This is a genomic window from Rhodococcus sp. NPDC058532 (assembly GCF_042719255.1).
Lineage (GTDB): Bacteria > Actinomycetota > Actinomycetes > Mycobacteriales > Mycobacteriaceae > Rhodococcus_G.
On sequence record NZ_JBHXNU010000009.1, the window covers coordinates 70792 to 93759 of the forward strand.

The following is a 22968-nucleotide window of genomic DNA, read 5'->3' on the forward strand; positions in this document are numbered from 1 at the left end:
CGCCGATCGTGACCGGCATGTCCGGGGTCAGCGGGTCGGTGATCGTGACGATGACGGTGGTCTCGGTGGGGCCGTAGGCGTTGCGCAGCCTGCCGTCCCAGCGGGCCGCCAGCTCCGGCGGAAGCACGTCGCCGCCGGTGACGACGCGGACCAGTTCGTCGAGGCCCTCCGGGTTCAGCGTCTGCACCGCGGGCGGGGTCGAGACCAGGGTGGTGACGTGCTCGGCGGCGAGCACCGCGGCGAGGTCGTCGCCGCCGAGCACCGTCGGCGGGGTGACGACGAGGGTCGCGCCGTGCGCGAACGCGGCGAGCATCTCGCCGAACGCGGCGTCGAAGCTCGGCGACGCGAAGTGCGCGACGCGGGCGTCGGGGGTGACCGAGTAGGTGACCCGCAGGTCCGCGGCCAGTGTGGACAGGCCGAGGTGCGGGACGACGACGCCCTTCGGCCTGCCGGTGGAGCCGGACGTGTAGATGACGTAGGCGGGGTTCGCGGGCCGGATCGGGGCCAGCCGGTCGGCGTCGGTGACGCCGTCGCCGGACTGCGCCGCGCACAGCGCGTGCAGGTCGTCGGAATCCAGGACCAGCCAGTCCACCGAGTCGGGCAGGTCGGCGCGGTGCGCGGCGAGGGTCACGCCCTCGACGATCTGCGAGTCGGTGACCATGTGCGCGATGCGGTCGGCCGGGTAGTTCGGGTCGATCGGCAGGTACGCGCCGCCCGCCTTGGCGATGGCCCACACCGCGAGCACCGATTCGAGGGACCGGGGCGCGGCGAGCGCGACGAAGCTCTCCGGCCCGACGCCGCGGTCGACGAGGACGCGGGCCAGCCGGTTCGCGCGGTCGTCGAGCTCCCGGTACGTCCACTCGGTGCCGTCGAGGGTGACCGCGACCCGGTCGGCGTGCTGCCGCGCGGTCTCGGTGAGGATGTCGGCGAGGACCCGCGGCTCGGTGGCCGCCTCGCCGCGGCGATCGGAGAGCCAGACGACCTCCGCTTCCCCGACGTACTCGAGGTCGGCGACGGTCGCGTCCGGGTCGGCGGCGACGAACCGGGCGAGGAAGTCGAAGAACCGCTCGTGGTGCCGCTCGATCTCCTCGCCGGTGTAGCGGGCCGGGTTGCCGATGAAGTCGATGTGGGTGCTGCCGGTGCCGGTCTCGTACAGGTTCAGCATCAGGTCGTCGACCGGGCCGGACGACAGCACGTGCAGGTGCGAGGTCATCTCGCCGAGGCGCAGGTCGCCGAGGCCCATCATGATGTTGACGACGGGACCGAAGTAGGCCCGCTCCGCGCCATGAACGCCCAGGTCGCGGCGGATGTCCTCGGCGCGGTACCGCTGGTGCCGCAGGGCACCGACGATCTGCACCTGCACGGACTCGACGAGGCTCGCGATCGAGGTGTCGGCGGCGACCGTGACGCGCAACGGCACCACGTTCGACACCATGCCGCCCGCGCGGCGCATCGCCGCGGTGGTGCGGGCGGACACCGGCAGCGACAGCAGGACGTCCTCGGTGCCGGTCATCCGGCCGAAGTAGGCGGCGAACGCGGCGATCGTGGCGGGGGCCAGCGACGGGCCGCCCTCGGTCATCCGGTCGACGGTGCCTGCGGCGAGCGGTGCGCTGGCGACCCGGCTCAGCGCCTGCGGCGGCGCCTGCCGCGGCGCGAAGGTGACCGGTTCGGGCAGGCCCCGCGCGATCTCGCCCCAGTAGCTGCGGTCGGTGTCGAAGCGCGTCGACTGCCGGTACTTGTCCTCGGCCTGGTACAGCTCGAACAGCCCGTCGTTGCGTTCGGCGGGCAGCTCGGCGCCGGCGAGCGCCTCGGTGTACAGCTCGGCCGTCCTGGTCATCAGGGTGATCGCGCCGAGGCCGTCGAGGGCGACGTGGTGGCAGCGGGCATACCAGTAGTGGTGATCGGGGCCGACGGTGATCAGGGCGCAGCGGATCAGCGGGTCGGCGAGCAGGTCCAGCGGCGCGGTGTACTCGAACCGCATCCAGGCCTGCGCGGCGGCGACCGGGTCGGCCTCGGCGGAGAAGTCCAGGCGAATCAGCGACTGGTCGATCGTGCGGTCGACCATCTGGTAGGGGCGTCCGTCGACGTCGAGGATGCGGAGGTAGCCGGATCCCAGTTCCTTGCCGACGACGACGAGGGCGCGCTCGAGCAGGTCGACGTCGAGTGCACCGCGAAGCTCGACGTACTGCGCCATGTTGATCGGCACGTCGGGATTCAGCTGCTGCGAGAGCCACAGTCCGAACTGGGCGGCCGAGAGGGGGAACGCGCCGGCGGGGACACCCACCGTCTCCCCCGCCCGTGCTCCCACGTTCGTCGTCGCCTCGTCCACTCGTGTCCTCCTCGTTGCCGTCGCCGCGGCCTCGTTCGTGAAGGACCCGAACATGGGAACCGAGGACCCCAATGTCCCCCGACTCCGCAGGTCCCTCGCGAATCAAACTCTCGCGCCCCCGCGTCCGCCGCGTCGAATCGGCACGACGAAACAGCAGGGGTCCATTCCATTATCTCTTGCGGATGTGCGCCCGTTACTTTGGGTCCGGGGTCCGACACGTCCGATACAATGCCCACCGACACGCCCGTGTCCTGGGGAAATGTTCACCGCCGACGGTACCCACCCCAACCCGGGACACCCGGCAGGTGCCGGACGTGCATTGGTATCAGACCGCTCGACGGGGCCGCAAACACCGAGAGACCCGTGTCGCCGATTCCCGGGCCGGTTCGATCGTCCGAACGACGGCCGGGAAGCCGGGTCAGTTGGTGTCGACGTTGTCGACGATCCAGCGGTCGCCGTCCCGGACCAGGGTCACCACCATCCGGTACTGCTGGGTGTTGCCGTCCGGGGCGACGACGTTGGTTGCGTGCTGGTCGACGAACACCAGGACCACCGCGCGGTCCGCGTCCAGCGACTCGACGCCGACGTGGGCGGCGGTGGCGGTCGCCTTGCCCTTGCCGTCGGTGACGATCTGCCGCAACGCGTCGACCATGTCCGCGTACTTGTCCGCGAACGCCTGCGTCGACTGCGCGGTGATCGCGTCCCGGTTGGCGTCGAGGTTCTCGAAGTCGAACGACGACAGCGCGACGGAGTAGTCGCGGGCGGTGTCGATGGCCTCGGTGCGCAACACGTCCAGGTTGCGGTCCCGGAGCACCTGGATCAGCAGGGTCGTGGCGACGGCGAGCAGCGCGGCGACGAGCAGCGCGGCAACGGCGACCCCGGGCCTGCGCCACCGCGCGGCCCGCTCCGGCCGCGGCGGGGCGGGCCGCGTCTCGGTGTCGACGCCGTCCACGGTCAGAACCGAGCTGTCATCGTTCGCCATCGCCGAGATCCTCCAACAGTGCTGTCCAGTAGTCGAGTGCCTGCGTTCCGGTCGGGATCAGGATCGGGTCCGCGACAACGGGCGGCCCGATCGGTGTTCCCGGCGTCGTCGCATTCTGCAGGCCGAGGTCGTTCGGGCGCGGCGCGTTGCGGGATCCGCGCTGCGCGATGTTCTGCCCGGGCGGGCAGTAGTACGTCAGGTTCGGCTGGGTCGGGGCGACGTCCCCGACCGCCCGCCGCACCGTGTCGTAGTTGCACACCTGCCCCTGCGTGCCGACCAACGCGAAGTTGGCGCGGTCGCCGACGACGATCGACTCAAGCTTGCCCAGCCCCCGCGGGATGTCGGTCAGGCCTGCCGCGAGGGCGGCGTCCCGGTCGGAGATCACCGGCGCGACCGTCACCAGATTCGCCAGGACCGCACCGAACGTGTCGTGGTATCGGTCGAACAGCTCCCGCGCGCGGGTGAGCGCGGCCGGGGAGGTGTCCGCGAGATACACCAGCACCGGCGCGTTGCTGTCGAGTTGCTCGGTGAAGGTGCGGGCGGCGCCCATCCCCCGCACGAACGAGTCGGGCCGCTCCGCCATCGTCGTCACCAGCTCCGTGGTCCGGGTCAGCAGCGACGTCAGCATCGGCGCCTGCTCGTGCAGCGCGGCGGTCAGGGTGTCGCCGGTGTCGATCAGGCTCGCCATCGCGGGCCCCAACCCGTCGAACGAGGCGCCGAGCTCGGTCCCGATGTCGCTGACGGCTTGCGGGTCGATGCCGGTGAGCAGGTGGGAGGCCTGGGTCATCAGCTCCCCCATCTGCACCGGCTGCTCGTCCTCGGGCGCCGCCAGCCGGTCACCGTCGCGCAGGTACGGGCCGTCCGCGGTGGACGGGAAGATGTCGACGTTCTGGATGCCCGCCGCGGTGCCCATCCCGACCCGGGCGACGCTGTCGACCGGGATCCGGGTGCCCGGGTCGAGTTCGAAGTCGACGCGGGCGCCGCGGACGTCGGGGTCCAGCCGCACCCCGGACACCCGGCCGACCGCGACGCCGCGGTAGGTGACCGCGGTCCCGGCGGTCAGCCCCCGCGCATCGGTCATCTCGGAGTACACCCGGACCGGAGTGCCGAACGCCTGCGGCCCGATCACGTAGTTGATGCCGAACGGGATCACGATCGCGGACACCACCGCGAACAGGATCAGCTGCACCAGGACCAGCCGTCTCATCGGGCACCCCCGCCCAACAGCGTGGCCAGGTCGACCGGCGGCGCCGTCGCAGCGCCGGGCGGCGTGCCCCCGGTCAGCAGCGTCTCGATGCCCTCCGGGATCAGCAGGGCGCCGTCGAAGTTGAGGTAGTCGCCGTGCACCGACCGGGTGAAGTTGTCGAGGAAGGCGTTCATGTTGCCGAGGGTCTGCCCGATCTCGGCGTTGAACGAGGTGAGCGTCGCGATCACCGTTGACGCGTCGGTGAGCATGCCGCCGAGGTCGGCGCCGGAGCTGACGGTGCCCGCGGTCGCCGCCAGCCGGGTCGTCGACTCCATCAGCGAGGCGATGCTGTCGCGTTGCGCGGTCAGGACGCGGACCGCCTCGGGCATCGTGTCGAGGAAGCCGTCGACGGTGGCCTGCTGCCCGGCCAGCTGCCGGGAGATCCGCGCCGCCGTGTCGATCGCGGTGTCGAAGTCGTCGCGGTTGGCGGTGGCGGTGGCCATCAGCGTGGTCATCGTGTCCATCAGCCCGCGCACCTCGCCGGATCGTCCGGCGAACGCGGTGTTCAGTTCGTCGACGACGGTCTGCAGCTGGCCGAGGCCGCTGCCCGTCACGATCGTGCCGAGCGTGGCGAGCGCGCTCTCCACCTGCGGTCCGATCGTCGTTGCGGATTCGGCGATCACGTCGCCGCCCTGCAGCTGCCGCGGCGACGGGTCGGGCGGCGGGGTCAGCCGGATGAACGGGCTGCCGAGCGCCGACGGCAGTTCCACCGCCGCGAGCACGTTGTCCGGGAGTTGCGTCTGCTGTTCGAGGCTGAGCCGCGCGGTGGCCCCGACGCTGTCGGTGGCGAGCCGCTGCACCCGCCCGATCACCCGCTGCCCGGTCCGCACGTCGGCGCCGGGCAGCAACCCCTCCGCGGTGGCCAGCTGCAGCGTCACCGCGTAGTCGGGTCCGTCGGCGGTGCGGCCGAGCGGCAGATCCTGCATCCCGACCGCGCACCCGGTCACGGTGAGCGCGACCGCGGGGGACAGCAGGGCAAGTCGAATCGTGGTGCCGCGCATCAGTTCCCCTTCGGCTGGGCGCCACCGGTGACCGCGGACACGATGCCGAGCGGGTCGGAGGCGCTGATCGGGAACGAGATCGGGTTGGTGAACCCGGCACCCGTGCACAGCGGCAGCGGGTAGGCCTCGCACAGGGGTTTCGCGACCGCGAACTGGGTGAGGGAGGTGGAGACGTTCAACCGGATCCGGCCGCGGTTGTTCTCGTCGACGCCCCGCGACAGGTTCTGCATCAGCAGCGGAACCAGGTCCATGAACGCGGCGAGGCCGGCGGTGTTCGTGGCCAGGGCGTCGCCGAGGACGCGGACGTTCTCGGCGACCGTGCCGACGTCGTCGCCGTGCTCGGTCATGAAGGTGTTCACCTGGTCGAGCACCACCCGCAGGTCCTGCAGCGGCCCGGTCAGGTCGATCCCGTGCGCGGCCCACTCGTCGCCGACCGCGCCGAGATCGGACACCAGCGTGTCGATGCTCACCTGCCTGGCGTCGAGCGCACCGATCAGCGCGTTCAGGTTCGACACCAGCGCGGTGACGTCCTCGGCGCTGGCGCCGACCACCCCGGTCGCGGAGCTCAGGTTGCGGATCGCCGCGTTGAACTGCTCGCCGCGGCCGCGCCAGCCGTCGGCGGCCCGGGTGAGCAGGTCGCCGGTGGTCCCGTCCGCGGCGAGCGCCTCGGTCAGCGTGCTCAGGCTGCCCATCAGCCCGTCGAAGTCGATCGGGGCGTGGCTGCGTTCGGGCGGAATGTCGGCCCCGTCCGCGAGGGTCGGGCCGCCCCGGTAGGTGGGGCCGAGTTCGATGTGCCGGTCGCTGATCACCGACGGGTTGAGCACGTAGGCGCCCGCGTCGGCGGGCAGGACGACGTCGTCGGGCATCGTCATCGTCACCCGCACCGTCGCCCCGTCGGGGGTCACCTCGGTGACCGTGCCGACCGGGACGCCGAGCACGGTCACCGTGCTGCCCGGGTAGATGCCGCCCGCGTACGCGAAGTGGGCGGTCACCGTCATCGACCGGTCGGTGCCCGCGAAGACGAACCAGCCGGCGACGGACACCGCGACGACAAGGACCAGCGCGGTCGCGGCGCTCGCCCACCGCCCGCGGCGCGGTCGGGTGGTCGGCGGGCCGCTCATCGGCACCCCTGCATGACGCCGATCGCGCACAGCAGGTTGTCCGGGAGCACCGCTGCCGGGGCGTTGACGTCCGTCCAGGCACCGTTGCCGGTCGCGTCGGTGGCGCCGCGCAGCGCGGTCGGCAGCTTCACCAGCATCTGGTCGATGTTGGCCGCGTTGGCCTTCAGCGTGTCGGTGACCGCGACGAGGTTCGCGACCATCGGGCCGAACTCGTCCTCGTGCTCGGTCATCGTCGCGGACAGGGTCGCGAGGATCGCGCCGAGGTTGTCGACCAGGTCGGTCAGCGCCTGCTTGCGCACGGCGAGGATCGACGCAATCGTCTGTGCGTTCGCGGCGGTGTTCGCGACCGAATCACTCTGCCGCACCAGCAGATCCGACAGGGACCGCGACATCGTCAGCAGCTGGTCGATCTGCTCGCCATTGTCGGCGAACGCGGCGGAGGCGGCGCTGATCCCGGTCAACGCCCGGCCGACCTGGTCGGAGTCCTCGGGCAGCACCTGCGACAGGGTGGTCAGCATCGCCCGCATCGCGTCGAGGTCCAGCCCGTCGGCCGCGGCGGTGGCGTCCCGGCTGACGTCGTCGAGGCTGTACGGCACCGTCGTCCGGGCCAGCGGGATGAGGTTCCGGCCGTCGTCGACGCCGGCGGGCACCACCTCCAGGTACCGCTTGCCGAGGACGGTCTTGAGCCGCACGGTCGCGGTGGACTGGTTGCCGACCGGCTGCCCGCTGTCGAGCCGAAAGTCGACCCGCACGTGATCGTCGGCCAGCTCGATGGCCTCGACCCGGCCCGCGGGCACCCCGGCCACGTACACCGGGTCCCCGCCGGACAGTCCGCTCGCGTTGGCGAGTTCGGCGACGTACGGCTGGGTCCGGTGCTGGTACCACACCCGTGGGGCGCCGACCGCGACGAACAGTCCGGCGACGAGCACGACGATGCCGAGGACGCCGAGCGCCATCGGGGTCGCGCTGTTGCGGCGATCGCCCTTGAACAGGAACAGTGCCACACCGACGACGGTGTCGATCACCTTGACCAGGAACATCATTGGCAGACTTCCGAGTGTGCGGTCCCGAAAATGTTGGCGTCCACGTCCCCCGCCTCCAACGTGAAGTTGCACAGATACAGATTGACGAAGCCGCCGTAGCTCCCGATCCGGTTCACCGTGTCCGCGAACTCCGGCATCTTCGCGACGAACGCGTCGAACTCGGCGGTGGACCCGATCCAGGTGTCCGTCAACGTCTTCAGGTCCATCACCGACCTGCCGAACGCCCCGTTCGACCGGGCCATCGCCTCCGCCAGCTGGGCGACCGCACGGTTGCCGTCCCCGAGCAGGGTGACCAGCTGGTCGTTGTTGCCGACGACGGCGCCACTGAGGGCGTCGAGGCCGGTGACCAGCTGCTCGAGCTGGGGTGCGCGGGCGTCGACGGCACCGAGCAGGGCGGTCATGTTGTGCGCCAACTGTTCCATCACGTCCCGCCGGTCCGCGAGGCCGGTGCTCAGGTCGCCGATCTGGGTGAGCAGCGTCGCCACCGTCCGTCCCTGACCGCCGAACGTCTCGACGAAGCCGCGGGTGAGCTCGTTGACCTGGTCCGGTGCCAACGCGTCGAACAGCGGGCGGAACCCGTTCATCATCGCGGTGAGGTCGATCGGCGGGGTGGTCCGCTGCACCGGAATCGTCGACCCCGGGTCGAGGGTCCGCGTCCCGGACCCCGACGCGGCGACCTGCGCGGGGCCCCTCGGGTTCGACAGCGCCACATAGCGGGCGCCGAGCATGTCGCCGTAGCGGACGGCGGCGGTGACGTCGGTGGTCAGCGGATGGTCGGCCTGCACCTCGATCCGCACCACCGCCTTGCTGGTGCCCCCGCCCGCGTCGGCGAACGCGATGTCCTCGACCCGCCCGATGCGCACCCCGGCCATCGTGACCGGATTGCCCGGGGTGAGGCCCTCGACGTCGGTGAACTCGACGGTGTAGCGCTCGGAGTCGCCGCGGACCGGCACCTGCAGGGTGTTCGCGACGAGCAGCCCGCAGGCGATTCCGGTGGCGCAGAAGCCGGTCACCTTCACGACCGGGACCCAGCCGAGCCTCATCGGACACTCACCTCGTTCCCCCGTACCAGCGGGCCCAGCATCATCACGGTCGCCGGGTTCGGCTGGGCGCCAGGCATTCCGGGGAGGCCCCCGGGCCGCGCCTCACGGAGTTCGGATTCGAGCAGGCCCAGCACCGGGTTCTCCCTGGCGGTGCCCGCGACACCAGCCGCGGTGGGGGTCGGCGCGGCGGGCGAGGCCGCCGCGACCGGGGCCTGCGGTGCGGGGGCACCGCTGCAGTACGCGCCGCTCATGTCGCCGTAGGTCGGGCAGTCGGCGCCGGTGTACGGCATCGGGCCGGCGAAGGTGGGGACCGCGGTGATGTCGAACTTGCCGGACGCGAACACCCGGGCACCGGCCGCACCGAAGGTGTTGGCGCGGGCGAGCGTCTCGCGCAGGCCGTCGGACCGCGCGGCGGTCGTCGCGAGGATGGTGCCCGCCGAGTCCACCACCGTCGTGATCGCCTGCTGCTGCCCGCCGAGGAAGCCCGCGGCGACGGCGGCGAAGCCCGCTGCCGCACCGAACATCGACCCCACCGCGGGGGCGTGGTCGACCAGGGTCCGGGACACCGCGGTCGCGGCCGTCAGCGTGGCGAGCACGTCCGGGGTCGCCGCATCGAGGGCCCCGACCACCGTCCGGAACTCCGGTGTCGCGTCGAGGAACTGCTGCGCCGCCGGGGTGAGGGTCGGGGACACCGCGGCGAGGCGGTCGACGATCCCGCCGATCTGCTCGCCCCGGCCGTCGAGGGCGTGGCCGAGCGCGGTGAGCGCGGTCTGCAGCTTCTGCGGCTGCATGTGGTCGAGGACGGCCACCATCTTGGTGTACACCCCGTACAGCGCGACCGCGTCGGGCCCCTGGTCGATGGTCAGCCGGGCACCGTCCGCGAGCGGCGGCGCTGCCGCGGCGTCCGGGGGGTCGACGAGGTCAATGAAGATGTCCCCGAAGAAGGTGCGCGGCACCACCCGGACCGCAACGGTGGCCGGAATCTGGTCGATCGCGGTCGCGTCGATCTGCAGGCTCACCACCGACGACTCGGTGCCGGAGTCGATGCCGGAGATGCGGCCGACGTTCACGCCGCTGTAGCGGACCGGTGCCTCGCCGGTGATCAGCCCGGCGGATGCCGGGATCGCGACGGTCACCTCCGGGTTGCGCTGCAGGCCACCGGATCCGCGCATCACCATCAGGACCGCGACGGCGACCCCGACGAGGACAGCGATCAGCCCGCGTAGCGCGAGCCTGGCCCGGGAGCGTCCGGTGTACTGGTCCATCTCAGATCCCCAGCCCGGGGATCTCGGGGACCAGACCCCACAGGGCGAACGTGAGCAGCACGTCGAGGACGCCGATCGCGAGGATCGCGGTGCGCAGGGCCCGGCCGGCGGCCTGCCCGACCCCGGCGGGCCCGCCCGCGGCGTAGTAGCCGTATGCGCAGTGCACCAGGGAGACCACCGCAGCGAACACGATCGCCTTCAGCGCCGCGTAGAGCAGGTCCTGCGGGGACAGCGCGAGGTGGAAGAAGTAGTCGTAGGTGCCCGCCGACGCACCGCCGAAGAACACGATCACCAGCCGGGTCGACAGGTAGCTGGCGAGCAGGCCGATCATGAAGATCGGGAGCACGCACACCATCGCGGCGAGCACCCGGGTGCCCGCGAGGAACGGGATGGACCGGATCGCCATCGCGTCGAGCGCGTCGATCTCGTCGGAGATCCGCATCGCGCCGATCTGGGCGGTGAAGCCGGTCCCGACCTTGGCGGCGAGCGCGATCGCGACGACGACCGGCGCGAGTTCGCGGGTGTTCGCGATCGCCGACAGCATCCCCGACATCGTGGTCATGCCGACGAGTTCGAGGCCGCGCTGGGTTTCGACGCCGAGCATCATCGCCGCGGCCAGCGACATCGCGAACACGATGCCGATGGTGCCGCCGCCGGACAACAGCGAGTTGGTGCCGAAACTGACCTCGCTGATCTGGGCGAGCACGTGTTTGCGATAGCGGATCAGCGCGAACGGCATCGAGGCGAGCGCCCGGCCGTAGAAGGTGACGTGTCGTCCGACGTCGGCGAGGCCGCCGTACACGGCGCGGGCGGGCGCCCCGGCCCTGGAGATGCGGTGCCGGACATCGATGCCGACCATCAGTACGCCCCGACCGCGGGCACGATCACGGTGTACAGCGCGGACAGCGCGGTATTGACGATGAAGACCAGGGCGAACGCGATGACGACGGCCTCGTTGACGGCGTCCGCGACGCCCCGCGGTCCGCCCTTGGTGTGCAGGCCCTTGAAGGTGGCGACCAGGGTGGAGGTGAGACCGAAGACGGCGGCCTTGACGAGGGCCATCACGAAGTCCGACATCCGGCCGTACTGGCTGAACGTCGACATGAACGTTCCGGCCGGAAGGTGTTGCACGTAAATGTGATACAGGTAGCAGGCGAGGACACCGCCGAAGGTGACCATCGCGCACAGGGCAAGCGAGACGACGACCGCGGCGACCAGACGCGGGGCGACGAGGCGCTCGACCGCGTCGATGCCCATGACCTCCAGCGCGTCGATTTCCTCCCGGATCTTCCGCGACCCGAGGTCGGTGCAGATCGCGGACCCGGCGACGCCCGCCATCATCAGCGCGCACACGAGGGCGGCGGCCTGCCCGACGATGATGAACGCGACGACCGCGCCGGAGTAGCCGCCCGCGCCGATCCGGCCCGCCAGTTCCCCGACGGACACCGCGATGAACACCCCGATCGGGATCATCAGCAGCAGCGACGGCCCGGTGCTGACCCGGCCGATGAACAGCGTCTGGGTGACCGTCTCCTGCAGGGACAGCCTGCGAGCCAGGATCGCCCGGAACAGCGCGACGATCGAGAGGACCGCGAATCCGATCAGGTAGCCGCCCTGGCTGGCGACGTCGCGCACCGGTCCCTTGGCCGTCGGCAACTCGTATGTCACCCGAGCACTCCCCCCATGCCTGTTCTCCCGTCACCCGCCTGATCGAGACCCCCGTCGGTGCCGCGGCCCCTGCTCACCGCGGCACCGATCCGTGCGCCCGGCTCAGCTGGCGCGCACGGTCAGCGAGCCGTGTTCCTTGCGGAGCTCGCCCTTGACGACCTTCCCGCTCGCATTGCGCGGCAACGCCTCCACGATCACGAGTTCCTTGGGATGCTTGTACCTGGCGAGCACGTCGTCGAGGTAGCTGGCGAGTTCGTCGAGGGTGAGCTCGGCCGCCGCGGGATCCTTGAGCGCGACCACCGCGACCGGCACCTCCCCCCACCGGGCATCGGAGCGACCGATCACCGCCGCCTCCAATACCTTCGGGTGTCCGAAGAGGGCGTTCTCCACCTCGGCGCAGTAGATGTTCTCGCCGCCGGAAATGATCATGTCCTTCTTGCGGTCGACGACGTAGACGAATCCCTCCTCGTCCTGGCGCACCAGGTCCCCGGAGTGGAACCACCCGCCCGCGAAGGCGTCGGCGGTCTCCGCCTGCTTGTTCCAGTAGCCGCTCATCATCGTCGGTCCGCGGTAGACGATCTCGCCGACCGCACCGACGGGCACGTCGTTCATCTCGTCGTCGACGATCCTGGCCTGAATGGTCGGGATCACGGTGCCCACCGAGCCGAGCTTGCGCAGCGCATCCTCGCCGTCGAGGACGCAGGTGATCGGGGACATCTCGGTCTGCCCGAACACCGCGACGTTGAGCGCGTCCGGGAAGGTCTCGGACATCGCCCGCAGCACCACGTCCGACGCGGGCGCGGCACCCCAGCTGATCACTCGTAGCGCCAGATCACGTTGCCGCACGGTCGGTTCCGCGCACACCGCCTGCCACTGCACCGGAACCAGGAACGCGGTGGTGACCCGCTCCGCCTCCCACACGTCGAGCAGCTCGGTCGGGTTGAAGGCGCCGAGCGGATGGATGACGGTGGGGATGCCGAGCTGCAGGCTCGGCGCCATGCTGCCGAGCGCGGCGATGTGGAACATCGGCGACGCACAGAACCCGACGTCGCCCGCGCCGTGCATGCGCAGCGCGCGGATGCAGGTCTGCGCCTGGGCCTGCATGTTGGTGTGGGACAGGACCGCACCCTTTGGGCTGCCGGTCGTGCCGGAGGTGTACATGATCAGCGCCGGAATGTCCTCCGGCAGGTCGACCGCCGGGTGCGGGGCGCCGTCCTCGGCGACGAGCCGCTCGTATCCCTCCGCCGCGTCGGGTGCCTCCTCCCCGACGACGACGCAGGTGGCCAGCTCCGGAACCTGTTGCCGGACCGCGGAAACCAGTGGGGCGAGCGGGGTGTCGGTGACGACGACGGTGGCGCCGCTGTCGGTGACGAGGTACGCCATCTCCGGCGGGGTGAGCCGAAAGTTGACCGGAACCGCGATCGCACCGAGCGCGTTGACCGCGAGCACCACCTCAAGAAATTCGGGGCGGTTGAGCATGACGATCAGCACCCGGTCGCCGAACCCGACGCCGCGGCGGGCCAGCGCATCCGCGAACGACTCGGATCGGCGGTGCAGACCCGCCCAGGTGGTGTCGGCGCCCTGAAAGCGCAGCGCTACCGCGTCGGGCCGCATCATCGCGTGCGTGGCGACCTGGTTGTTCCAGTGGTTCCTGCGGGACCGCAGGGGCTGAGTGAGGAGATCGGGTGACATCGTTCGACAAGCCCTTCCCTGTCACGGAGACTGTGTGGCACGGTGTACGCGCCTCTCCGGTTGCGGTTGATTATGGCAAGCCAGCGGCCCCCTGTGGGCCATTTTGTTAACTACTATTCGCAGAATCGGACATGGTGTCCACCGCGACACGCCGCGCGACTCACGAACCGAACCGGGGGCGTCGGCGGGCCAGCATCGCGGCGGCCCCCTCCCGGAAGTCCGCGGATCCGAGCAGCTCGGCCTGCCCCTCGGTCTCCCGCGCGAGGGCCTCCTCGACCCGGTCGAGGGTCGCCGCGGTCAGCGACCGCTTGGTCAGCTCGATCGCCCTGCGGGGACCGGCGGCCAGCGTCGCCGCGACCGCGTCGACGTGCGCGGCAAGGTCGTCGGGCGGCAGCACCCGGGTGATCAGCCCGGCGGCGTGCGCGTCGACCGCGCCGAGCCGCTCGCCGAGCAGCGCCATCTCCGCCGCCCGTGCGCGTCCGACCGCGGCGGGCACCAGCAGGCTGGATCCGCCGTCCGGCATCAGGCCGACGTTGACGAACGCGAGCAGAAAGTAGGCGGACGGCGCGGCGTAGGTCAGGTCGGCGGCCAACGCGAGGGAGGCCCCGACCCCGGCCGCCGCGCCGTCGACCCGCGCGAGCACCGGCGACGGCAGCGTGAGGATCGCCCGGATCACCCGGTTCGCGGTGTCCATCACCACCCGCGGGTCGGTGCCGGGCCCGGACGAGGCGGCGATCAGGTCGGCGCCGGTGCAGAACGCGCCGCCCTCGCCCGCCAGCACCACCACCCGCACGTCACGCTCGCGCGCGCGGCCCTCCAGCAGGTCGCCGAGGGCGCGCATCGAGTCGATGTCGAGGGCGTTCATCCGGTCGGGACGCGCGATCGTGACGCGCAGGATCCCGTCCGCGAGGTCGACCAGCAGTCCCTCGACCCGCTCCGCTTCGACGTCGGTCATCGCCGGACCGCCGAGATCTGCGAATCCGGCAAGGCGACAGCCTGTTCCGTGATTGTGTTGGCACGACTGATCATGTGCGTCATCGGCTCCCCGCCTTCGACAAGACCCGGATCCTCGCCACCCCTCCGGACCGGCGCGGTGGCGAATTTGCGTTAACTTTCATGCACGGTTCGCGTACTGTCAAGACCAAATCCACTATCGGAGCAGAATTTTCGCCCGCCCCTCGCTGCCGCCACCCCGGGCACCGGACCACCTCGCGGGTTCCGGTTCGGGGCCGGCGCTCGGATACCATTTCCGTCGAACAGTTCAGGAGGCCCGATGACCCAGTCGACCCGCCGTCGGTCGGTTCCGGAGCCGCCGGCACCCCGCAAGCGACCGAAGAACCGCAAGGCCCAGATCGCCCTTGTCGCCGCGGAAGCCTTCAGCGATCGGGGCTATCACGCCGTCGGGGTCGACGACATCGCCGCGGCGCTCGGCATCTCCGGACCGGCGCTGTACCGTCACTTCCCCAACAAGTACGCCCTGCTCGTGCAGGCCGCGCAGAGCACCGTCGGGTCACTGCGCGCGGCGGCGGAGGAGGCGGTGACCGCCACCGCGGATGCGGATGCCGAGCGCCGACTCGATGCGATCGTGCGGGCGCTGGTGACCACCACCACCCGGAACCGGCGCACCGGCGGCCTGTACCGCTGGGAGGGCCGCTACCTGCAACCCGACGACCGCGCCGCGATGCGCGACGACTTCGCGGCCCTCAACGAGCAGGTCAACCGGCCGCTGCGGGACCTGCGCCCCGAGCTCGCCCCGACGGACGCCGCGGTCCTCGCGGCGTCCGCGCTCAGCGTGATCGGCAGCATCACCGCGCACCGGGCGGCGCTGGCCACCCGCCGGATCGAGAAGCTGCTGCGCGCCGCCGCGTGGGCGGTGCTGCGCGCCGACCTGACGCGCGCGACCCCGGCCGCGACGACGCTCGACGACCCGTCCGCCCGCGGATTGCCCGTCACCTCGACCCGCGAACTGCTGCTGACCGAGGCGATGCGGATCTTCAACCTCCGCGGCTATCCGGAGTCGAGCATCGAGGAGATCGGCGCCGCGGCCGGGATCACCGCGTCCAGCGTGTACCGGCACTTTCCCAGCAAGGCCGACCTGCTCGCCGCCGCGTTCTACCGGGCCGCGGACCGCCTCGCGACGGCCACCCGGGCCGCGCTGGCCGAATCCGCCGAGCCTGCCGCTGCGGTGCGGCGCCTGGTCGCGGCGTACATCGACCTCGCGTTCGCCCGCCCCGAGGTGCTGACCGTGTACTTCGCGGAGATCGGGAATCTGCCCGCCGCCGAGCGCACCGACCTCCGCAACGTCCAGCGCCTGCACATCGAGGAGTGGGTGACCCTGCTCGCCGCGGCCCGCCCCGACCTGCCTGCGGCCGAGGCGCGGTTCCTCGTCCATGCCGCGCTCGGCCAGACCCTCGACATCGGCAGGCTGATGCGGTTCGACACCGGCCCGCTCGCCCGCGGCCGAATGCAGGCGCTGATGCTGGCGGTGCTGTACAGCTGAGCACGCGGCTCCGCCGCCCGTGAGTCCTTTTGGTCCGCAACGGGGCCAAAAGGACTCACGGGCGGGTCAGCGGCTCCGCGCCGAGTTCGCTCGGCCGGTACCCCTCCGGATAGCCGGGGTAGGTGCGGTTGCGGGGGTCCCGCGCGCTCGCCGACTCAGCGCGGCGCGGGAAGTACCGCAAGGCGTGGGCGCGGACGCCGAGCGCCCGATCTGCCACCGGCCGCATCCACGACGGCGCGGCCCGGAAACCGAACGCCGAGAGCATCATCGGGTCGAGCATCGCGGTGACCCCGACGGAGACCGCGGGCCGCACCGCGGCCGGGAACCACGAGCAGAACAGGTCCCGGGTGTACACCCCGACGGCGTGGACCTCGGGCGTGTTCCGGAAGTGCAGCCGCTCGTACGCCGCCTTGAACCGGTGGAACTCCTGGAAGTCGTCGGGGATGTCCCGAATCCCCATCCTCACCCCCACCTCCCGGTAGAAGTGGAACGCGGCGAGCCGTTCGTGCGGATGCAGCGGCCGCCAGCCGTACCGTTCGATCCAGTCCAGCGGCTCGTAGACGAAGGTGGACAGCACATACCGCATGTCGTCGTTCGAGATCTCGTACTTGCCGTGCATCCGGTTGACCACCCGCAGCGACTCCTTGCCGCGCGGCGAGTCGTAGCCGTGCTCGAGCAGCTCCGCCATCAGCAGCGAGGTGTCGTCGTACCGCTTCTGCGGCCGGGTCTCGAACTCGCCTGTGCGCTTGAGCAGTTCGGAGATGGACGGCACGCAGTAGGTGCGGAACAGCGCGAACTCGAGCGCCCGGGTGTAGTCCCAGGGGAACTCGAAGCCCGCGGTGATCCGGTGGATATGCTGATGGTCGCGGACCGGGTCGAGGGTCTCGATGCGGCGCAGCCAGCCGTGGCGACCGCGCGGCGCCTTGCCTCCGTCGATGAGGAGCATGGCGTCAGCCCCGTCCGTGCATGGTGCGCAGCAGCCACTCCGCGATCTTCATGTCGCGGCCCTTACGCTCCATCGTCAGCAGGTTGAGCGGGGCCCGGAACTTCTGCCGGGTCACCGCCTTGGGGCGGGAGAACTCGCGCAGCCCGTCCGCGCCGTGGATCCGCCCGAACCCGGACTCGCCGACACCGCCGAATGGCAGTGACGGGACGCCCGCGAACCCGAGCACCGAGTTGATCGACACCATCCCGGTCCGCAACCGCTCCGCGGCGGCGAGGGCCTTCGCCCGGTCCTTACTGAAGATCGACGCCCCCAGCCCATAGCTCGACCGGTTCGCCTTGTCGACGCCGTCCTCAAGGTCGCGCATCCGGTTCACCGCGACGATCGGCCCGAACGTCTCCTCGGTCATCGCGGTGCTGTCCTCGGGGACGTCGCCGAGGATCACCGGCTCGATGTAGGGGTGGCGCACCGACTCCCGGCCGCCGAGCACGGCCCGCGCTCCCCTGTCGAGTGCGTCCTCGACCTGCCCGCGCACCACCTCGTTCTGCCGGTCCAGGGTCATCGGCCCGTAGGAGTCGCCGGAACCACCACCCGTGCGCAGCCGCGATGCCTGCTCGGTCAGCTTCCGAACGAACGGGTCGTACACCTCGTCGGCAACGAAGATCCGTTCCACCCCGGCGCAGGTCTGGCCCGCGTTGCCCATCCCGCCGAAGACCGCGAAGTCCACGGCGGCGTCGAGGTCGGCGTCCGCCGCGACGAGCATCGCGTCCTTGCCGCCGCACTCCGCGACGAGCGGGGTGAGCGTCTTCGCGCACGCCTCCATCACCTTGCGCGCGGTGGGGCCGGAGCCGGTGAACGCCACCTTGTCGACGCCGGCCGCGACGAGCGCGCCCCCGGTCGCGCCGAGGCCGGTGACCACCTGCAGCACCGGCTGATTCGGTACGAGCGAGTTCCACTTGTCGGCCAGCCACACGGCGACGCCGGGGGTGAGCTCGCTCGGCTTGAACACGATCGCGTTGCCCGCCGCGAGTGCGTAGGAGATCGACCCCATCGGCGTGTAGATCGGGTAGTTCCACGGGCCGATCACGCCAACCACGCCGTACGGTTCGTACCCCAGGGTGGATTCCTGATTGGCGCTGACCATCCCCGACGGCACCTTGCGACGCTTAAGGACCTTCCCCGCGTTCTTCGATGCCCAGTCCAGATGCTCGACGGCCAGCATGATCTCAAGGATCGCGTCGTCGATCGGCTTGCCGGTCTCGGCGGAGATCACCGCGGCCAGCGAGCGGGCGTCCGAGGCGATCGCGGACTTCCACTTCTGCAGCCACTTTTTGCGCCCGTCGAAGCCGAGGTCGGCCCACCAGATCGCGGCATCGCGGGCGCGGGCGACCGCGGCGGCGACGTGCTCGGCGTCGTGCACCGGGTATTCGGCCAGCACGGCGCCGGTGCGCGGGTCGAGCGAGGCGAAGGTGCCGGACGTGGTGGGCGCCTGCGCGTCGCTCGGCGTGTGGTCGGTGCGCTGGGACATGGGGCGTTCCTCCGTCGGTTGGCGCGGCAGATCGGTCGCATGGCGTCGTTCGGGGTGGGTCCTGATTCGATCCTTGCCTACCCGGACCCTTCCGAACCAAGATCACATCACATATATTTGATTTGTCGTACTGTTGTCGGCATCACAGTAGGCCGTACCCCCGCGGCGGGCAATGCTCCCGCCGCGATCCGCCACTTCCGATCGGAGCATCACCGATGAGCGTCGATTTCAGCACCGAGCAGCGGGCGTTCGCCCAGACCGTCGCCGACTTCTGCAAGCGGGAGGCGGGCACCAGGGAGATGCGGGACCGCCTCACCGACCACGGCAGGGCGAGTCACAGCCCCGAGATCTACGGGAAGATGGCCGACCTCGGCTGGCTGGGCCTCACCGTCCCGGAGGAGTACGGCGGATCCGACGCGACGATGGTCGACATGTGCATCCTGCTGGAGGAGACCGCGCGCGGAATGGCCCCGATCGGTGCGATCGGACCGACCCTCATCACCGGCGGCGCCTACGCGAAGTTCGGCACCCCCGAGCAGAAGGAGACCGTGCTGCGCGGCATCGTTCGCGGTGTGTCGCAGTCGATCTCGATGTCCGAGCCGGAGGCCGGATCCGATGTCGGCAACCTGAGCACCAAGGCGGAGAAGACCTCCGACGGGTGGGTGATCAACGGCCAGAAGACGTGGTGTTCGAACGCGCACATCTCCGAGAACATCCTGCTCGTTGCCCGCACCTCGCGTGGCGAGAGCAAGCACGAGGGGATGACGATGTTCCACGTGCCGGTGACGACCCCCGGCCTGAAGATCAGCGGCATCGAACTGATGGGCGGCCACAAGGAGACCAACGACCTCTACTTCACCGACTGTGTGCTCCCGGAGGACGCCGTCGTCGGCGAGGTCGGCAACGGCTGGCGGCAGCTGATGACGGGGTTGAACTTCGAGCGGCTGATCCTGTCCGCGATGATCCTCGGCACCGCGGAGCGCGCCTTCGAGGACACCCTCGCGTTCGTCACGCAGCGCACCCAGTTCGGTCGGCCGATCGGCACCTTCCAGGCGTTGCGGCACCGGATCGCGGACCTGGCCACCGAGATCGAGTGCACCAAGCTGCTCGTCTACAGCGTCGCCCGCGCCGCCGACGCCCATCCGGACAAGATGCTGGCGCGGGAGGCGTCGATGGCCAAACTGAAGGCCACCGAGACCGCGAAGCGGGTCGCGCTCGAGGGCATGCAGATGATGGGCGGCTACGGCTACGCCACCGAGTTCGACATGGAGAAGCACGTCCGCGCGACCCTCGTCTCGACGATCTTCGGCGGCACCAGCGAGATTCAGCGCGACATCATCGGCAAGACATACGGGCTCTGAGCGTTCGGAGGCGGCGCGCACCGCTGCCCCTATGCTGAACTGCCGTGACGAGGAGCAGCACATGACCACCACCCGCAAGGCCGACGGCCGCGCACTGCGCCGCAGGCCCCAACTGTCCGACGACGTCGCGGCGCACGTGCGCGGCGTCATCATGTCGGGCGGGGTGCGGCCCGGGGACTTCATCCGGCTCGACGAGACCGCGGCCGAACTCGGCGTTAGCGTCACGCCGGTGCGGGAGGCGCTGCTGACGCTGCGCGGGGAGGGGCTCGTCGAGTTGGTGCCGCACCGCGGCTACGTGGTGGCCCCGCTGACCCGGGCCGACGTACACGACCTGTTCTGGCTGCAGGGTCAGGTCGCGGAACGGCTCACGATCCGCGCGGCACCCCAGGTGACGCCCGCGGTCCTGGCCGAGATGCGGGAGGCGAGGGACCTGTTGGCCCGGGCCGTCGCCGCCGGGGACACCGACCGGATCGAGGACCTGGAGTTCTCCTTCCACCGGATCCTCAACCGGCTGGCCGGGGCGCACAAGCTGTCGTGGTTCCTGCTGAACGCGCTGCGCTACACCCCCGCGCACCTGTATTCCGCGGACCCGCAGTGGGGCGCGGCCGCGGTCGCCAGCCACGGCCGGTTGATCGCCGCACTGGCGGCGGGCGATGCGGAGGAGGCGGGCGCGGTGACCCGCGCGCATTTCGCCGATGGAGCGCAACGCCTGCTGACGCACCTGGAGCAGGCGGGCATCTGGGACTGAAACCCGCTGCCGCCCAACGACAGGGGCCGCACCCGGATTTCCGGATGCGGCCCCTGCGTGCCCTGCGTGAAGACGTGACTACCAGACGACCGCGATGATCACGTTGACGACGGCGAGGATCCCGATCGCGTGCGCGAGGGTCGCGGTGGAGTTCGCGGTGGCGACGGCCGCCCCACCGGTCGGGGCCGCGGGCTCCGCCTTCGCCGCGCGCAGTCCGAGGACGGCGAGGACGAGGATCACGATCGCGACGACGAGCTTGATGCCCACCTTCATGTGGTTCATGTCCGCGTCGTTCGCCTCGTTCAGGCCGACCAGTGCCAGCCCGGAGACGACCTGCAGGATCGCGCCGTGCAGCATGCCCGGGATCACGCGCGGTGCCTTGAGCACGGTCATGTAGCTGCCGATGATGGCGGCGAGTCCGATGAAGTGCAGGATCAGGAAGATGTCGATGGCTGCGGTCATGCCTGTATTCGACCAGGGCCGATAGAGCCCTGTAAAGCAAGGTTTACCTTCACCCGTCCGCGGACGCCACCGCGACTGGACACACGTCCAGTCGATGTTCCCGAAACCGAGCCGACGGGTCCGTGCTCGGTAGTACTGTCACCGACCGAGCAGCGCGTGACGGCCCACACGCGCACCCGTCGGACCGTCGCACAGCCACCGCGACGGCAGACCCGTGACGAAGGAGCCAATCGCTGTGTGTTCAATTCTCGGCATGTTCGGCCTGCGCCCCGACGACGACCGGGCGGCGCTGCGCGCCAGGGCGGTCGAGGCGTCCCGACGGCAACGCCACCGCGGGCCCGACTGGAGTGGCGTGTTCGTCGACGACGGCGTGATCCTCGTCCACGAGCGGCTGGCGATCGTCGATCCGGCCAGCGGCGCGCAACCGCTGCGCTCGCGGGACGGCTACCTGGCGCTGGCCGTGAACGGCGAGATCTACAACCATCGCGACCTGCGCGCCGGCCTCGACTACGACTTCACGACGGCCTCGGACAGTGAGGTCATCAACGCGCTCTACCGCACCGGCGACGACGACTTCGTCAGCCGGATCAACGGGATCTTCGCGTTCGCGCTCTGGGACGCCGACCGGCGTCGGTACCTGATCGCGCGCGACCCGATCGGCGTCTGCCCGCTGTACTGGGGGCACGACAGCGACGGCCACCTGCTGATCTCGTCGGAGATGAAGTCCCTCGCCGACCTCTGCGACGACGTCGCCCAGTTCCCCCCCGGACACATCTTCGACAGCGCCACCGGAGAACTGCGGCGCTACTACCTGAGTCCGTGGCGCGAGTACGCGGCCACCGCGGGCACCGCGGTCGCGCCAACGGCCCTGCGTGCGGCCTTCGAACAGGCCGTGCGGCGGCAGCTGATGACCGACGTCCCCTACGGGGTGCTGCTGTCCGGCGGCCTCGACTCCTCCCTTGTTGCGGCGTGTGCCGCCAAGTTCGCCCGCGACCGCGTCGAGGACGACGACCGCAGCGAGGCGTGGTGGCCGCACCTGCACTCGTTCGCGATCGGCCTCGACGGCTCCCCCGACCTGGCCGCCGCGCAGCTGGCCGCCGACATGCTCGGCACCGAGCACCACGGATTCGTGTACACCGTCGAGGAGGGCCTCGACGCGCTGCCGGAGGTGATCCGGCACATCGAGACCTACGACGTCACCACGATCCGCGCGTCCACACCGATGTTCCTGCTCGCCCGCCGGATCAAGGCGATGGGCGTGAAGATGGTGCTGTCCGGCGAGGGGGCGGACGAGATCTTCGGCGGCTACCTGTACTTCCACAAGGCGCCGTCGGCGGCGGCGTTCCACGACGAGACGGTCCGCAAGATCGACGCGCTGCACAACTACGACTGCCTCCGGGCGAACAAGTCGATGATGGCGTGGGGAGTCGAGGCCCGCGTCCCGTTCCTCGACCTCGAGTTCCTTGACACCGCAATGGGTATCGATGCCCGGTACAAGATGGCGGGCGGGGGACGGATCGAGAAGGCGGTGATCCGCGAGGCCTTCGACGGCGCGCTGCCCGAGCAGATCCTGTGGCGCCAGAAGGAACAGTTCAGCGACGGGGTGGGCTACGGCTGGATCGACGGACTCAAGGATCACGCCGAGATCGTCGTCACCGATGTCGAGTTCGCCACCGCCGCCGAGCGTTTCCCCCACAACACCCCCGCCACCAAGGAGGCGTTCCTCTACCGGCGGATCTTCGAGCAGCACTTCCCCGGCGAGGCGTGCGCGGCGACGGTACCCGGCGGCAAGTCGATCGCCTGCTCGACACCCGCGGCGCTGGAATGGGATCCGGAGTTCGCGGCGATGGCGGACCCGTCCGGCCGCGCCGTCCGCGGGGTGCACGACCGGGCCCTCGCCGGCTAGCCGACCGCATCAGCGAGAACGGGGAGGGGGGGGGGAGCGGCTCGTTCCGGTTCCCCCCCCCCCCCCCCCCCCTCCCCCCCCCACCCCCCCCTTCCCCCCCTCCCCCCCCCCCTCTCCCCACCCACCCCCC

19 protein-coding genes (1 of these 19 only partly in view) are annotated in these 22968 nt (G+C 70.8%); 4 read left to right on the plus strand and 15 right to left on the minus strand.

Going from position 1 to position 22968, the window contains the following annotated elements; translation table 11 throughout:
* From ACFWQG_RS12805 to ACFWQG_RS12860, 12 genes are all read right to left on the minus strand, one after another.
* A protein-coding gene (locus tag ACFWQG_RS12805) for a non-ribosomal peptide synthase/polyketide synthase (protein ID WP_378508000.1) crosses the window boundary here: on the minus strand, positions 1 to 2329 show its 5' end (the start). Its footprint begins 41147 nt before the window's first position; 2329 of the gene's 43476 nt are visible here — the first part of the coding sequence; it begins with the start codon at positions 2327 to 2329; its stop codon lies beyond the left edge, outside the window.
* A gap of 418 nt (positions 2330 to 2747) precedes the next feature.
* Complete coding sequence (locus ACFWQG_RS12810) at positions 2748 to 3311, minus strand: mce associated protein mas1a (protein ID WP_378508001.1); 564 nt, start codon at positions 3309 to 3311, stop codon at positions 2748 to 2750.
* Positions 3298 to 4518, minus strand: coding sequence for an MlaD family protein (locus tag ACFWQG_RS12815; RefSeq protein WP_378508002.1), 1221 nt, complete (start codon positions 4516 to 4518; stop codon positions 3298 to 3300). The genes ACFWQG_RS12810 and ACFWQG_RS12815 overlap by 14 nt, the downstream gene beginning before the upstream one ends.
* Entirely contained in the window at positions 4515 to 5558 is a 1044-nt protein-coding gene (locus ACFWQG_RS12820) for an MCE family protein (protein ID WP_378508003.1), read from the minus strand. Before ACFWQG_RS12820 ends, ACFWQG_RS12815 begins: the two co-directional genes overlap by 4 nt.
* Positions 5558 to 6679, minus strand: a complete 1122-nt coding sequence (locus tag ACFWQG_RS12825; protein ID WP_378508004.1) for an MCE family protein — start codon at positions 6677 to 6679, stop codon at positions 5558 to 5560. The genes ACFWQG_RS12820 and ACFWQG_RS12825 overlap by 1 nt, the downstream gene beginning before the upstream one ends.
* Positions 6676 to 7719: an MCE family protein gene (locus ACFWQG_RS12830; RefSeq protein WP_378508095.1), complete on the minus strand. Its 1044-nt coding sequence runs from the start codon at positions 7717 to 7719 to the stop codon at positions 6676 to 6678. Before ACFWQG_RS12830 ends, ACFWQG_RS12825 begins: the two co-directional genes overlap by 4 nt.
* On the minus strand, positions 7719 to 8765 hold the full coding sequence (locus tag ACFWQG_RS12835) for an MCE family protein (RefSeq protein ID WP_378508005.1): 1047 nt from the start codon (positions 8763 to 8765) through the stop codon (positions 7719 to 7721). Before ACFWQG_RS12835 ends, ACFWQG_RS12830 begins: the two co-directional genes overlap by 1 nt.
* Entirely contained in the window at positions 8762 to 10030 is a 1269-nt protein-coding gene (locus ACFWQG_RS12840; RefSeq protein WP_378508006.1) for an MCE family protein, read from the minus strand. Before ACFWQG_RS12840 ends, ACFWQG_RS12835 begins: the two co-directional genes overlap by 4 nt.
* Position 10031: 1 nt before the next feature.
* Entirely contained in the window at positions 10032 to 10889 is an 858-nt protein-coding gene (locus ACFWQG_RS12845; protein WP_378508007.1) for an MlaE family ABC transporter permease, read from the minus strand.
* A complete protein-coding gene (locus tag ACFWQG_RS12850; protein ID WP_378508008.1) occupies positions 10889 to 11698 on the minus strand; it encodes an MlaE family ABC transporter permease in 810 nt (269 codons plus the stop codon). Before ACFWQG_RS12850 ends, ACFWQG_RS12845 begins: the two co-directional genes overlap by 1 nt.
* Before the next feature lie 102 nt (positions 11699 to 11800).
* On the minus strand, positions 11801 to 13390 hold the full coding sequence (gene fadD5 / locus ACFWQG_RS12855) for a fatty-acid--CoA ligase FadD5 (RefSeq protein WP_378508009.1): 1590 nt from the start codon (positions 13388 to 13390) through the stop codon (positions 11801 to 11803).
* A 160-nt stretch (positions 13391 to 13550) separates the two neighbouring features.
* Complete coding sequence (locus tag ACFWQG_RS12860; RefSeq protein ID WP_378508010.1) at positions 13551 to 14345, minus strand: enoyl-CoA hydratase; 795 nt, start codon at positions 14343 to 14345, stop codon at positions 13551 to 13553.
* A 318-nt stretch (positions 14346 to 14663) separates the two neighbouring features.
* Here ACFWQG_RS12860 and ACFWQG_RS12865 point away from each other — a divergent pair, with 318 nt between their 5' ends.
* The gene (locus ACFWQG_RS12865; protein ID WP_378508011.1) at positions 14664 to 15890 is read left to right on the plus strand and encodes a TetR/AcrR family transcriptional regulator; all 1227 of its coding nucleotides are present in this window, start codon (positions 14664 to 14666) and stop codon (positions 15888 to 15890) included.
* Positions 15891 to 15945: 55 nt separating this feature from the next.
* On the opposite strand, the gene ACFWQG_RS12870 is transcribed toward ACFWQG_RS12865, so the two are convergent.
* Both ACFWQG_RS12870 and ACFWQG_RS12875 read right to left on the minus strand, forming a co-directional pair.
* The gene (locus ACFWQG_RS12870) at positions 15946 to 16836 is read right to left on the minus strand and encodes an oxygenase MpaB family protein (protein WP_378508012.1); all 891 of its coding nucleotides are present in this window, start codon (positions 16834 to 16836) and stop codon (positions 15946 to 15948) included.
* A 4-nt stretch (positions 16837 to 16840) separates the two neighbouring features.
* On the minus strand, positions 16841 to 18361 hold the full coding sequence (locus ACFWQG_RS12875) for an aldehyde dehydrogenase family protein (protein WP_378508013.1): 1521 nt from the start codon (positions 18359 to 18361) through the stop codon (positions 16841 to 16843).
* Between the two features lie 215 nt (positions 18362 to 18576).
* Here ACFWQG_RS12875 and ACFWQG_RS12880 point away from each other — a divergent pair, with 215 nt between their 5' ends.
* Positions 18577 to 19722, plus strand: a complete 1146-nt coding sequence (locus ACFWQG_RS12880) for an acyl-CoA dehydrogenase family protein (RefSeq protein WP_378508014.1) — start codon at positions 18577 to 18579, stop codon at positions 19720 to 19722.
* A 61-nt stretch (positions 19723 to 19783) separates the two neighbouring features.
* Positions 19784 to 20470 (plus strand): GntR family transcriptional regulator, encoded by a 687-nt coding sequence (locus ACFWQG_RS12885; RefSeq protein ID WP_378508015.1) that lies wholly within the window; start codon positions 19784 to 19786, stop codon positions 20468 to 20470.
* Between the two features lie 78 nt (positions 20471 to 20548).
* On the opposite strand, the gene ACFWQG_RS12890 is transcribed toward ACFWQG_RS12885, so the two are convergent.
* Positions 20549 to 20932, minus strand: coding sequence for a hypothetical protein (locus tag ACFWQG_RS12890; protein ID WP_378508016.1), 384 nt, complete (start codon positions 20930 to 20932; stop codon positions 20549 to 20551).
* A gap of 235 nt (positions 20933 to 21167) precedes the next feature.
* Here ACFWQG_RS12890 and asnB point away from each other — a divergent pair, with 235 nt between their 5' ends.
* Positions 21168 to 22838 carry an asparagine synthase B gene (gene asnB, locus ACFWQG_RS12895; RefSeq protein ID WP_378508017.1) on the plus strand — a complete coding sequence of 557 codons (1671 nt, stop codon included), beginning with the start codon at positions 21168 to 21170 and terminating at the stop codon, positions 22836 to 22838.
* Positions 22839 to 22968 lie beyond the last annotated feature (130 nt).